The sequence below is a fragment of the Streptomyces boetiae genome, assembly GCF_031845405.1.
In the GTDB taxonomy this organism is placed as follows: Bacteria; Actinomycetota; Actinomycetes; order Streptomycetales; family Streptomycetaceae; genus Streptomyces; species Streptomyces boetiae.
Window position 1 is genome coordinate 1 of record NZ_JAVREN010000019.1, and the last position, 12795, is coordinate 12795.

The window sequence follows — 12795 nt, forward strand, 5'->3', positions numbered from 1 at the left end:
CCTCCCGCCCCGCCGGACGGGAGGCCGAAGGCGGGCCGCCGTCTGTGGCGGGGGCGGGCGGGGGCATGGACGGGATGGAGAAGCTGCGGGGATGTGATGCGGATACGCGGTGGGGTGGTCCGGGCGGGGGGCGTCCTGTCGTACGTTCGGAGCCGTACCGAGTGCGGTCCGACTCCGACGGCGCTCCTTACGGACGGTCCGGTTCCGCTCGCCCCATACCCCCCGGGGCGTGCGGCCGACCGGCGTTCACTCCTCGCGGGCCGCGCCCCCGGGTTCCTCCTCCGGGACGGCCCCGCCGGGGCCGTCCCGGAGCCCCGCCGCCCGCGCCTCCTCCGCGTCCGCCGCCGCCTCGTGCATCGCCAGTTCGAGCACCGCCGGGTCGGTGAGCACGCCCGAGCCGTCCGGGGGGATCAGCCAGCGCACCCCGTTCGCCGTCCTGGCCGGGTGCGGCACCACGATCCAGCTGCCGGGGCCGGCCGAGCGCACGCCCGTGCCCAGCCAGCGGCAGGCCGTGCCCGGGGGCACGAAGAAGCCGACGCGGGCACTGAGTTCGTCCGCCAGGACCGGCCCCGGGCTCTCGACGACGCGCAGCAGCACCTCCAGGGTGGGGCGGCCCAGCGCCCCGGGCAGGACGAGCACGTCCCATAACCGGCCCGCGGGCAGCAGCGCGACGCCCAGCGGGTGGCGTTCCCACTCGAAGCGGCAGGCGTCCGGATCGGGAGCCGCCGCCGCAAGCCACTCCGCCGCCGCCCTGCTCGCGTCCCTGCCGTTCATGGTGCCTCCCGACGTTCTCCCGGCCCTCCGAACGGCCGGTCTGGTCAGAAGGGACGGTGGGGGCGGCGGATCCTTACGCAAGTTGGCGGGGGTTTTCCGCCCGCCCCGCGGAAGGGCGGGCGGGGAGCGCGGCGGGGGCGGACGGGAGCGCGCTCAGGCGTCCACCTCGCCGGGCCCGCCGGGGGCGCCGCCTGCGGGCGGCCCGCTCTGCCCGGTCAGGGTGAACTCCCAGTAGGCCGCCTCGTAGCCGTCGCCCGGCGCGTAGTCCACGCCCAGGCTCGCGCCCCCCTCGGGGACGGTGATCGCCCAGGTGACGGAGACCCGCTCGTCGGAGTCGAGGGTGCCGTTGCCCGAGGTGTTCCAGCGCACGTCCCCGGCCGGGAGGCGGTTGCCGTCCACGTAGGCCGAGAAGCCCTCCTCGTCCAGGTCGGCCTCCTCGTCGCCGTGGTTGACGAAGACGGCCGTGAGGAGCACGACGCCGGGCCGGCCGGGCGCGGGCCGCGGCGCGTCGATGTCCAGCGAGAGGCCGTCGCTGTAGCGGACCTCCTCGTCGGCTGAGGCCAGGTACTCGGCGCCGGCGGCCGTCTCCACCTCCACGGGGGCGGCGGCGTAGATGACGGCCAGGACGGTCAGGACCAGGGAGATGGCCAGGCCGCCGGCGCCCGTCCACGCGCCGCCGAGCGCCACGCCCCGGTTGGTGGCGGCGCCCCGCCGGGCGCGCTGGGCGCCGAGGAGGCCGAGGATCACCGCGAGCGTGCCGGTGATGATGCCCAGGAAGCTGAGGAAGAACGTCCAGCACAGGGCGGCCGTGACGGCCCCCAGGACGAGAGCGGCGGTGCCGGTGCTGTTGTTGACCGGGGGCACGTAGGGCGTCCCCCAGCCGGTGCCCCAGACCGGGCCGGGGGCGGCGCCCCACGGGCCGCCCCAGCCGGTGCCCCAGGCCGGGCCAGGCGGGGCGCCCCAGCCGCCGCCCCAGGGGGCCGGGCCGCCGGGGCCCGGAGGGGGGCCGGGGACGGCGCCCGGCACGGGGTAGCCGGCGTGTATGCCGTACCCGCCGCCCCAGGTCGCGGGCGGGGCGGCGGGAACGGCGGCGGTCCCGGACTCGGGCGGGCGGAACGGGTTGTGCTGCTCAGCGGTCACGGGGCCTCCACGATCGTTGGCCCATACCCTACGGCCGGAGAGGGCGGGGCGGACCGGGTGCCTACGATGACCGTGACCCACCCGTCGCACCGGAGGCTCCCGTGACCGAGTCCCTGCCCGCGCCCGCCACCACCGACAGGACCCCGGGCGCCGTCCCCGACGCGTCCCTGCCCCCGCTCCGGCCGGGGCTCGAGGCGTTCATCGCGGGGCTGCCCAAGGCCGAGCTGCACGTCCACCACGTGGGCTCCGCCTCGCCCCGGATCGTCGCCGAGCTGGCCTCCCGGCACCCGGGCTCGGGGGTGCCCCAGGACCCGGACGCGCTCAGGGAGTTCTTCACCTTCCGGGACTTCGCGCACTTCATCGAGGTCTACATCACGGTGGTCGGGCTGATCCGGGACGCGGAGGACGTGCGGCTGCTGACCTACGAGGTCGCCCGGGACATGGCGCGGCAGAACATCCGGTACGCCGAGCTGACGGTCACCCCGCACTCCTCGGTGACCCGGGGCATCCCGGACGTGGCGTTCATGGAGGCGATCGAGGACGCGAGGACGGCCGCCGAGCGGGACCTGGGCGTGGTGCTGCGCTGGTGCTTCGACATCCCCGGCGAGCTGGGGCTGCCCGCGGCCGAGGAGACGGCCCGGATGGCGTGCGAGCTGCGGCCCGAGGGCCTGGTGTCCTTCGGGCTCGGCGGGCCCGAGATCGGCTGGCCCCGGCCGCAGTTCAAGCCCTACTTCGACCGGGCCATCGCCGAGGGGCTGCGCAGCGTGCCGCACGCGGGAGAGACGACCGGGCCCGAGACGGTCTGGGACGCGCTGCGCGAGCTGCGCGCCGAGCGCGTCGGGCACGGCACGAGCGCGGCGCGCGACCCCGAGCTGCTGGCGTACCTGGCCGAGCACCGCGTGCCGCTGGAGGTCTGCCCGACCTCGAACGTCGCCACCCGCGCCGTGCCCTCGCTGGCCGGGCACCCGCTGCGGCGGTTCGTGGAGGCGGGCGTGCCGGTGACGATCAACTCCGACGACCCGCCGATGTTCTCCACCGACCTGAACACCGAGTACGCCGTCGCCGCCCGGCTGCTGGACCTGGACGCGGCGGGCCTGGCGGGGCTGGCGAAGAACGCCGTCGCGGCCTCGTTCCTGGACGAGGCGGGCAAGGCGCGGCTGAACGCGGAGATCGACGCCCACCTGGCCGCGTGGCCGCGGTGACGGTGGTCGCCCACCGCGGCGACCCCTACCGGGCCAGGGAGAACACTCTGGCCTCCTTCTCCTCCGCCGTCGCGGCGGGCGCGGACGCCGTCGAGCTGGACGTGCGGCTGGCCGCGGACGGCGTGCCGGTGGTCGTGCACGACGCCACGCTGAAGCGGCTGTGGGGGCACCCGGCGCCGGTGGCCTCGCTGACCTCCCGGGAGATCGCGGCCCTGACGGCGGGCCGGGTGCCCGAGCTGTCGGCGGCCCTGGCCGCCACGGCGGCCGTGCGCACGCTGATCGACCTGCCGGAGCGCTCCCCGGCCCTGGCCCGCGCGGCCGTGGCCGCGGTGGCGGAGGCCGGGGCGGGCGAGCGGGTCTACTGGTGCGGCGACCCGGCGGCGCTGCGCGCGGTGCGCGCGGCCGACCCGGGGGCGGAGATCGCGCTGACGTGGAAGCGGACGGGGCGCCCGCGCCCGTCCCTGCTCGCGGAGCTGCGCCCGGCGTGGCTGAACTACCGCTTCGGGCTGATCACCTCGGCCGTGGTGGAGCGGGCCGGGGCCGAGGGCTACCGGGTGGCGGCCTGGACCGTGGACAGCCCGCGCGCGATGCGGCGCCTGATCGGGCTGGGCGTCGCCGCGATCACGACGAACCGTCCGGCGGCGCTGCGGGCGCTGCTGGAGCGGGGCGCGCGGGCCTGACCGCGCGCACCTGGCGGGATCCCGCGGCTGCGGCTCAGAGGGCCGTCATCACGTGCTTGACGCGCGTGTAGTCCTCCAGGCCGTAGGCCGACAGGTCCTTGCCGTACCCCGACTGCTTGAAGCCGCCGTGCGGCATCTCGGCGACCAGCGGGATGTGCGTGTTGATCCACACGCAGCCGAAGTCCAACGCTTTGGACATCCGCATCGCCCGGCCGTGGTCCCGGGTCCACACCGAGGAGGCCAGGCCGTAGGGAACGCCATTGGCCAGGGCGACCGCCTCGGCCTCGTCGGCGAAGGGCTGCACGGTGATCACCGGCCCGAAGACCTCCTGCTGGACGATCTCGTCGTCCTGCCGCACGCCGGCGACCACGGTGGGCGCGTAGTAGTAGCCGCGCTCCCCCACCCGGTGGCCGCCGGTGGTGACGGTGGCGTGCGCGGGCAGGCGTTCGACGAAGCCGGCGACCTTGGCGAGGTGGTCCGCGCTGTTCAGCGGCCCGTAGAAGCACTCGGGGTCGGCCGCGTCCCCGGTGCGCACCTCGGCCGCGGCCTTGGTCAGCGCGGCCACGAACTCGTCGTGGACCGAGGCGTGCACCAGGACGCGGGTGGCGGCCGTGCAGTCCTGCCCGGCGTTGAAGAAGCCGGCGTCGCGGATACCCTCCACGGCCGCGGCCAGGTCGGCGTCCTGGAAGACCACGCAGGGCGCCTTGCCGCCGAGCTCCAGGTGCACCCGCTTCAGGTCGCGGGCCGCGGCCCCGGCCACCTCGGCGCCCGCGCGGACCGAGCCGGTGACGGAGACCATCGCCGGGACGGGGTGCTCGACCATCAGGCGCCCGGTGTCGCGGTCGCCGCAGACGACGTTGAAGACGCCGGGCGGCAGGATCTCCCCGAGCAGCCCGGCGACGAAGACGGTGGAGGCCGGGGTGGTCTCGGCGGGCTTGAGCACCACCGTGTTCCCCGCGGCCAGGGCCGGGGCGAACTTCCACACGGCCATCATCACCGGGTAGTTCCACGGCGTGACCTGGGCGCACACGCCCACCGGCTCGCGCCGCACGAAGGAGGTCAGGCCCGCCATGTACTCGCCGGCGGCCTTGCCCTCCAGCATCCGGGCCGCCCCGGCGAAGAAGCGCAGCTGCTCCAGCATCGGCGGCAGCTCCTCCTGCCGGGTCAGCTCCAGCGGCTTGCCGGTGTCCCGGCACTCGATCGCCAGCAGCTCCTCGGCGTGCCGCTCGAAGGCGTCGGCGATCCGCAGCAGCGCCAGCTGCCGGTCGGCCGGGGTGCGGTCGCGCCAGGCGGGGAACCCGGCCGCGGCGGCGGCCATCGCGGCGTCCACGTCGGCGGCCCCCGAAAGCGCGGCCCGCCCGTAGGTCTCCCCCGTCGCGGGGTCCGCCACCTCGGTGGTCCGCCCGTCGGCGGCGTCCCGGAAGGTGCCGTCGATGTAGTTGCGCCACCGCGCGGGCTCGGTCGTCAGCTCGGTCGTCACGGCACCCTCCTGCCATTCCTGTGCGGTCCGCGGCCGGTCCTGCTCGCGTGTGCAGCCTATGCCCGTACCCCGGCCGCACAACACCGCCACGGGCGGAAAATCCGCCGCCGCAGCGGCGTTGATCACGGAAGAACAGCGCTTCAATGCCCTCCTTCCACCAGATTTTACGGCCGTGGCGGAGCGCTGTGCACCATACGGAGGATTCTTCGGACTGCCCGCCGTGCCGCCCCGGCGGCCCTGCCGCGCTGTGTCAGCGTCCAAGAACTGTGACCCCGCCCCCGGCCCGCGCGCCCGCCCCGCGCGTGCGCCCCGCCGGGGACGCGACGACCTGACGAGCGAAGGTGCGTGAAAGGCCATGGCCCCACCAGACAACGACGTGCTCTGGGCGCGCGAGGTGCACTACGCCCACGGCGGATCGCCCGCGCTGCTCGGCGTGACCCTCGGCGTCCGGCAGGGCGAGATCATCGCCGTCACCGGGCCCCGCGGCTGCGGCAAGACCACGCTGCTGCGCTGCCTCTCCGGCCAGCTGGTCCCGGACAGCGGCGAGGTGTGGTTCAACAGCATCCCGGTCCACACCCTCCCGCCCACCTCCCGCGAGCGGCTGCGCCGCGACCGCTTCGGCTGGGTCGGCGACACCCCGCAGCTGGTGGACGAGCTGACCGCCTGGGAGAACGCCGCGCTTCCCCTGCTCCTGGCCGGCGGCGGCCACCGGGCCGCCAAACGCACCGCGCTGGAGTGGCTGGAGCGCCTGGACGTGGGCGAGTGCGCCCGCAAGCGGCCAGGCGCGCTGGTCCAGGCCCAGCGCCAGCGAGTGGCCATCGCCCGCGCCCTGGCCCACCAGCCGGACGTGCTCTTCGCGGACGAGCCCACCGCCCCGCTGCACCAGGCCGACCGGGCGCAGGTGCTGCGCACCCTCACCTCGGCCAGCCGCTCGCACCGGATCACCGTGGTCCTGGCCAGCCACGACCCCGAGGTGGCGACGCTGGCCGACCGCACCCTGACCCTCGTCGACGGGCGCGCGCCGGCCGGCGCGCCGAGTGAGGCCGCATGCTCGCTCTCCGTCTAGCCCGGGGTTCCCAGCCGCTGGCGCTGTTCCGGCGGCTGCTGCTCGCCTGCGCGGCGGCGGGCGTCGGGTTCCTGCTGCTGGCCGCGCTGGCCTACGCGACGGCGCACCCGGACGGGGGCCGCCCCGCGGTGCTGCGGCTGGCCTGGTGCCTGGTGCCGCTGGCCGCCACCGCGCAGCTCGCGGTGGCCGTCGCCCGCGCCGACCCCGCCGCCCGGCCCCGCTCGGGCCTGGACGTCGCGGGCATGGGCCCGGCGCGGCTGCCCGCGCTGGCCGCGGCCTCCACGGCGGTGGCCGGGGTGCTGGGCAGCGCGCTGGCCCTCCTGCTCTTCCTGCACCTGCGCGACGGCGCGGGCGGCCTGCCCTTCGCCGGGGCCGCGGCCGAACTGCTCGCGGCGGAACGGCCGTTGCCGATGGGCGCGGCCCTGACGCTGCTCGCCGTGGTGCCGGCCACCGCGGCGGCGGCGAGCGCGGCGGCGCTGCGGATGCGACCGCGCCGCCCGGCCGCGGGGCCCGCGGCGCCGGCCACGGCCGCCGCCCACGGCGCGCTGGACCCGGCGCAGGCGGTCCGCGCCGAGCCGCCGCCGGCCGTTCCCGCCGGGCTGCCGTGGGGCTTCTCGCTGACCGGCGCCGGGATCGCGCTGAGCGCGTACGGGGCCGAGGGGGCCGCGGCCGAGGGCTGGCTGCCGCTGGGCGGCTCGCTGGACGGGGTGCCCTCCGGGGTGGTCGCCGGCTGGCTGCTGATCGTCTCCGGCGTGGTGCTGGCCGCGCCCGGCCTGGTCCACCTCTCCGGGCGGCTGCTGTGCGGCGGCCGGCCGGGGGTGCTGCGGCTGCTGGCGGGGCGCGGGCTCCAGGAGGAGGGCAGCCGCCTCGGGCGCCCGCTGGGCGCGCTGAGCGCGGCGTGCGCGGCGGTGCTGGCGGCCGTGGAGTTGGACGGGCTGCGGGAGTTCGGCCCCCTGGGCGGCCTGGGAACGGCCGTGGTCCTGGTCTGCGCGCTGGGAACGGTGGCCACCGTCGCCGACGAGGCCCGAGCGGAACGCCGCAACGCCACGGCGGCCCTCCTGCGCCTGGGCGCGCCCCGCGGCCTCCTCCGCCGCGCCGCGGCCCTGCGCGCCGCCGCCCTCCTGGCCGTCCTCGCCCCCCTGACCTGGTCGGTCGCCTTCCTCCTCACGCTCCCGGCCGGGGCGTAACCGGCCGGAGCCGGGAGGGAAACGGCCCGGGCCGTCTACGCCGGGCCGGGCGCCTTGCCCGGCGCCACGTCCGGCTCCCCGGAGTCCGCCGCGTCCGGGAGCGGCAGGAGGACCACCTCGGACGGGTCGAAGGCGAGGCCGACCCGCTCGCCCTCCGCCGGAGCGGCGCGCAGGGGGCAGGCCGCCTCCAGGGGCGGGCCGGAGGCCGGGGCGAGGAGGAGCAGGACGTGGTCCCCGCGGAACGTCCGGGCGCGGACCGTCGCGGGGAGCGCGCCCGGCGAGCCCGGAGAGGCCGCCGCGTCCGGCGGGAGGAAGCGGACCCCCGAGGGGCGGATCAGCAGGCGGCACGGCCCGGGCGGCGTCCCCTCGGGCACGGGCACGGGCCCCCAGTCCGTGTCCGCGGTGCCGCCCGTCCCGACCCGCCCGGCGGCCAGGTTGCGGAAGCCGAGGAAGCGGGCGACGAAGGCGTCCGCCGGCCGCCCCCACACCTCCGCCGGGCTCCCGGCCTGCGCGATCCGGCCCTCCCGCATCACCACCACCCGGTCGGCCAGCGCGAACGCCTCCCCCTGGTCGTGCGTCACCGCAAGCACCGTCGTTCCCAGGCGGCGGAAGAGCTGCCGCAGCTCGACTACCAGCCGCTCCCGCAGGTCCCGGTCCAGGCGCCCCAGCGGCTCGTCCAGCATCAGCAGCCGGGGGCTCGGCGCCAGCGCGCGGGCCAGCGCGACCCGCTGCTGCTCCCCGCCGGAGAGGGCGGAGACCCGGCGCCGCTCGGCGCCCGGCAGGCCGACCAGCTCCAGCAGCTCGGCCACCCGCCGCCGCCTCTCGGCCCGCCCCACCCGCCGCATCCGCAGGCCGAAGGCGACGTTGCCGCCCACGTCGCGCTGCGGGAAGAGCTGGTGGTCCTGGAACATCAGCCCCAGGCCGCGCCGGTGCGCGGGAACGCCCGCCTGATCGCGCCCGGCCAGGCGTATCGTTCCGGCGTCCGGCTCGGCCAGGCCGGCCACGGCCCGCAGCAGCGTGGACTTGCCGCCGCCGCTGGGCCCCAGCACGCAGACGGTCTCGCCCTCGGCGACGCTCAGGTCCACCCCGCTGAGGGCGGGGCGTGGCCCGTAGGAGACGGCGAGGCGTTCGACTTCCAGCAGGGTCATGGGCGTTACACCAGTTCGGTGGGGCGGCCGGCGGGGCGGATGCCCTCCAGCAGCAGGAGGGTCAGGGCGCAGACCAGCATCAGGACGGTGCTCAGCGCCATGGCCATGCCGTAGTTGAGTTCCCCTGCGCGGCCCAGCAGCCTGGCCACCGCCACGGGCAGGGTGGGCGCGTCGGCGCGGGCGATGAAGACGGTGGCGCCGAACTCCCCCAGCGAGACGGCGAACGCGAAGCCGGCGGCCGTCAGCACGGCGCGCCGCACCAGGGGCAGGTCGACCTCGCGCCAGGCGCGCGCCGGGGAGGCGCCCAGCACCGCCGCCGCCTCCCGCAGCCGCTCGTCCACGGCCCGCAGCACCGGCAGCAGGACGCGGATGACGAACGGCACGCCCACCAGCGCCTGCGCCAGCGGCACCAGGATCCAGGAGGAGCGCAGGTCCAGCGGCGGCTGGTCCAGGGCGATGAGGAAGCCGAAGCCGACGGTCACCGCCGAGGTGCCCAGCGGCAGCATCAGCAGCGCGTCGAAGCCGCGCGTCAGCCGCCCGCCGCGCCGGGCCAGCGCGGCGGCGGCCGAGCCGCCCACGGCCAGCGCCAGGACGGTGGCCACGGCGGCGTAGCGCAGCGAGACGCCGACCGACTCCCAGGGCGGGACGAGGAAGGTGCCGCTGTCGGTGGCCGCCAGGGCGCGGTAGTTGTGCAGGCCGTAGCCGTCGGGCCCGGAGAGGGAGCGCTCCACCAGGACGCCCAGCGGCAGCAGGATCAGCACCGCGATGACCGCGTACACCCCGCCGGCCAGCGCCCACTGCCCGGCCCCGCGCGGGCGCCGCACGGCGTGCCCGGGCTCGGTGAGCGCCAGGGCGCTCTCGCTGCGGCGCGTGATCCAGGCGTGCACGCCCAGCAGGGCGGCGACGGCCACGCCCTGGAGCAACGTCAGCACGGCGGCCGTCGGCAGGTCCAGCAGCTGGGCGGTCTGCCGGTAGATCTCGACCTCCAGCGTGGCGTAGCGGGGCCCGCCGAGGATCTGCACGACGCCGAAGGAGGTGAAGGTGAACAGGAAGACCAGCAGCCCGGCGGCGGCCACGGCGGGCGCGAGCGCCGGGAGCGTGACCCGCCGCCAGGCGCCGAGGCGGCTGGCGCCGAGCATCCGGGCGGCCTCCTCCTGCCCGGGGTCCAGACGCTCCCACAGCCCACCGACGGTGCGCACGACGATGGCGTAGTTGAAGAAGACGTGCGCCAGCAGGATCGCGCCCACGCCGCCGTCCAGCCGGATGCCCCACAGGTCCTCCAGCAGCCCGCCGCGCCCGAGCAGCGCGAGGAAGGCCGCGCCCGTGACGACCGTGGGCAGCACGAAGGGCACGGTGACCACGGCCCGCAGCACGCGCCGGCCGGGCAGGTCGAGGCGGGCCAGCGCCCAGGCGCCCGGCAGCGCGAGGGCGAGGGTGAGGGCGGTGGAGGCGGCGGCCTGCCAGGTGGTGAACCACAGCACGTGGAGCGTGTCGGGGTCGGAGAGCACCTCGGCGGCGCGCCCCAGGCGCCACGCGCCCCCTTCGCGCAGCCCGCGCGCGGTGATCGCGGCGACGGGGTAGCAGAAGAAGAGGCCGAGGAACGCCAGCGGCCCGGCGAGCAGCGCGGCCCGCACCGCCGCCCGCCGCCGCCTGAGGACCGCGCCCGGCCGCCGCGCGCGGCGCGGGGCGGCCCCGCGGGCGGGCGTCACCGCAGGACCAGGGAGGTCCACTCGTCGATCCACGCGTCGCGCCCGGCGGCGATGTCCTCCGGGTCCATGGTCAGCGGGTCCTCGACGGGCTCGCCGTACCGGGTGAACTCCTCGGGCAGCGCGGCGCCTTCGAGCACGGGGTTGACGAACATCTGGAGCGGCATGTCCTCCTGGAACGCCCGCCCGGTCATGAAGTCCAGCAGCGCCCGGCCGCCCTCGGGGTTGGCGGCCCCCCTCAGCAGCCCGGCGAACTCGATCTGGCGGAAGCAGGTGGCCGTGGCGACCCCGGTCGGCGCCTCCTCGGGGCGTTCGTCCCCGCCGAAGACCACGCCGGCGGGCGGGGAGGTGGCGTAGGAGACGACCAGGGGCCGGTCGCCGCCCTGGCCGGCGCCGGAGAAGCGCTCGTTGTACGCCTGCTCCCAGCCGTCGACGACCTCCACGCCGTTGTCCGCCAGGTCGCGCCAGTAGTCCTGCCAGCCGTCCTCCCCGAAGGCGGCGACGGTGGCCAGCAGGAAGCCCAGGCCCGGCGAGGAGGTGGCGGCGTTCTGCACCACCAGCAGGTCGCGGTAGGCGGGCTCGGCCAGGTCCTCGAAGGTGCGCGGCGGGTCGAGGTCGCGCTCGGCGAACCAGGCGCGGTCGTAGTTGACGCAGATGTCCCCGGTGTCGACCGGGGTCACCCGGTGCTGCCCGGCGTCGAGTTCGACCGTGTCGGGGATGCTGCCCAGGCCCGTGGCCTCGTGCGGCTCGAAGATGCCGGCCTCCAGGGCGCGGGAGAGGAGGGTGTTGTCCACGCCGAAGAGGACGTCGCCCTCGGGGTCGCCTCGGGTGAGGACGGCCTGGTTGACCACCACCCCGGCGTCGCCGCTGCGCAGGACGTTGACCCGGTAGCCGGTCCGCTCGGTGAACTCCTCCAGCACCGACTCGGAGACCACGAACGACTGGTGGGTGACGATCGTCACCTCCCGCGGCGGGTCTTCGTCGCCGTCCCCGCCGCCGGAGTCCCCGGAGCCGCAGGCGGTGAGTGCCGCGAGGGCCATCAGGAGCGGGAGGCCGGCCGCGGGTATGCGAGCGCGGGGGGTGCTGGGTCTCATGCGGTGCCGCCTTCGGGGGACGCGGGCGCGCACGCGGGCAGCACGAGAGGGCGTTTTCCGAACTTCCTACCCAGCATGACCTGGGCGAGGTTCGAGGGTCTGCGGCCGGTGCCGCACTCTCAGCGCCGCGAGCGCTCCCCTGTCGGAATCCATTCGGGATGTATGAGGATCTGCGTAACGATAGCAGCCGGGGTCAGACCCGCTCGGTGGCGGCGAGCTGCCCGCAGGCCCCGTCGATCTCCTGCCCGCGGGTGTCCCGGACGGTGACGGGCACGCCGTGCGCCTGGAGGGCGGCGACGAAGGCACGCTCGTCCTCGGGACGGGAGGCGGTCCACTTCGAGCCCGGCGTGGGGTTGAGCGGGATGAGGTTGACGTGGGCGCCGTGGCCGCGCAGCAGGCGGCCGAGGAGGTCGGCGCGCCAGGCCTGGTCGTTGATGTCGCGGATCAGGGCGTACTCCACGGAGATCCGGCGCCCGGAGCGCTCGGCGTACTCCCAGGCGGCGTCCAGCACCTCCCGGACCTTCCAGCGGGTGTTGACCGGGACCAGGGTGTCGCGCAGCTCGTCGTCCGGGGCGTGCAGGGAGACGGCCAGGCGGCAGGTGAAGCCCTCCTCGGAGAGCCGGCGGATGGCCGGGACCAGGCCCACGGTGGAGACGGTGATGCCGCGCTGGGACAGGCCCGCGCCGTCCGGGTCGGGGTCGGTGAGGCGGCGGATGGCGGCGGTGACGCGGCGGTAGTTGGCCAGCGGCTCGCCCATGCCCATGAAGACGATGTTGGACAGGCGGGCCGGGCCACCGGGGACCTCGCCGTCGCGCAGGGCCCGCATGCCGTCCACGATCTGGTGCACGATCTCGGCGGTGGAGAGGTTGCGCTCCAGGCCGGCCTGGCCGGTGGCGCAGAAGGGGCAGTTCATCCCGCACCCGGCCTGCGAGGAGACGCACATGGTGACCCGGTCCGGGTAGCGCATCAGCACGGACTCCACCAGCGTGCCGTCGTGCAGCCGCCACAGCGTCTTGCGGGTGGCGCCGTCGTCGCAGGAGACGTGGCGCACGCGGGTCATCAGGCGGGGCAGCAGCTCGCCGGCCAGGCGCTCGCGGGCGGCGGCGGGGATGTCCGTCCACGCCGCCGGGTCGTCCGTGAACCGCGCGAAGTAGTGCCGGGACAGCTGCCGGGCGCGGAAGGGCTTCTCGCCGAGCGCGGCGACCGCGGCGCGGCGCTCCCCGGGGTCGAGGTCGGCGAGGTGCCGCGGGGGCTTGGCGGCCCCGCGCGGCGCGATGAAGGTGAGCTCTCCGGGTGCAGGCATGGTCCGGCCAGTGTC

General features: G+C 76.6%; 10 protein-coding genes and 1 pseudogene. 4 read left to right on the plus strand and 7 right to left on the minus strand.

Annotated features, from left to right (window positions below):
• Positions 1 to 246: 246 nt before the first annotated feature.
• Both RM780_RS14540 and RM780_RS14545 read right to left on the minus strand, forming a co-directional pair.
• Complete coding sequence (locus tag RM780_RS14540) at positions 247 to 774, minus strand: hypothetical protein (RefSeq protein ID WP_311631126.1); 528 nt, start codon at positions 772 to 774, stop codon at positions 247 to 249.
• 153 nt (positions 775 to 927) lie between these two features.
• Complete coding sequence (locus RM780_RS14545) at positions 928 to 1914, minus strand: DUF4190 domain-containing protein (protein WP_311631127.1); 987 nt, start codon at positions 1912 to 1914, stop codon at positions 928 to 930.
• A 101-nt stretch (positions 1915 to 2015) separates the two neighbouring features.
• On the opposite strand from RM780_RS14545, the gene RM780_RS14550 reads away from it, so the two are divergent.
• Positions 2016 to 3116: an adenosine deaminase gene (locus RM780_RS14550; protein ID WP_394812973.1), complete on the plus strand. Its 1101-nt coding sequence runs from the start codon at positions 2016 to 2018 to the stop codon at positions 3114 to 3116.
• Positions 3104 to 3796, plus strand: coding sequence for a glycerophosphodiester phosphodiesterase (locus RM780_RS14555; RefSeq protein WP_311631128.1), 693 nt, complete (start codon positions 3104 to 3106; stop codon positions 3794 to 3796). Before RM780_RS14550 ends, RM780_RS14555 begins: the two co-directional genes overlap by 13 nt.
• Before the next feature lie 34 nt (positions 3797 to 3830).
• Here RM780_RS14555 and RM780_RS14560 read toward each other — a convergent pair whose 3' ends face one another.
• Positions 3831 to 5264, minus strand: a complete 1434-nt coding sequence (locus RM780_RS14560) for a gamma-aminobutyraldehyde dehydrogenase (protein WP_311631214.1) — start codon at positions 5262 to 5264, stop codon at positions 3831 to 3833.
• Between the two features lie 448 nt (positions 5265 to 5712).
• On the opposite strand from RM780_RS14560, the pseudogene RM780_RS14565 reads away from it, so the two are divergent.
• Positions 5713 to 6342: pseudogene (locus tag RM780_RS14565) on the plus strand (ABC transporter ATP-binding protein); the annotation flags it as partial.
• Positions 6324 to 7529, plus strand: coding sequence for a hypothetical protein (locus tag RM780_RS14570; RefSeq protein WP_311631130.1), 1206 nt, complete (start codon positions 6324 to 6326; stop codon positions 7527 to 7529). The pseudogene RM780_RS14565 and the gene RM780_RS14570, both read left to right, overlap by 19 nt.
• Before the next feature lie 35 nt (positions 7530 to 7564).
• Here RM780_RS14570 and RM780_RS14575 read toward each other — a convergent pair whose 3' ends face one another.
• The 4 genes from RM780_RS14575 to rlmN all read right to left on the minus strand — a co-directional run bounded on the left by RM780_RS14575 (position 7565) and on the right by rlmN (position 12780).
• Complete coding sequence (locus tag RM780_RS14575) at positions 7565 to 8677, minus strand: ABC transporter ATP-binding protein (protein ID WP_311631131.1); 1113 nt, start codon at positions 8675 to 8677, stop codon at positions 7565 to 7567.
• A 5-nt stretch (positions 8678 to 8682) separates the two neighbouring features.
• Positions 8683 to 10311, minus strand: a complete 1629-nt coding sequence (locus RM780_RS14580) for an ABC transporter permease (protein WP_311631215.1) — start codon at positions 10309 to 10311, stop codon at positions 8683 to 8685.
• A gap of 71 nt (positions 10312 to 10382) precedes the next feature.
• Positions 10383 to 11477, minus strand: coding sequence for a thiamine ABC transporter substrate-binding protein (locus RM780_RS14585; RefSeq protein ID WP_311631132.1), 1095 nt, complete (start codon positions 11475 to 11477; stop codon positions 10383 to 10385).
• A gap of 193 nt (positions 11478 to 11670) precedes the next feature.
• Positions 11671 to 12780, minus strand: a complete 1110-nt coding sequence (gene rlmN / locus RM780_RS14590; RefSeq protein ID WP_311631133.1) for a 23S rRNA (adenine(2503)-C(2))-methyltransferase RlmN — start codon at positions 12778 to 12780, stop codon at positions 11671 to 11673.
• Positions 12781 to 12795 lie beyond the last annotated feature (15 nt).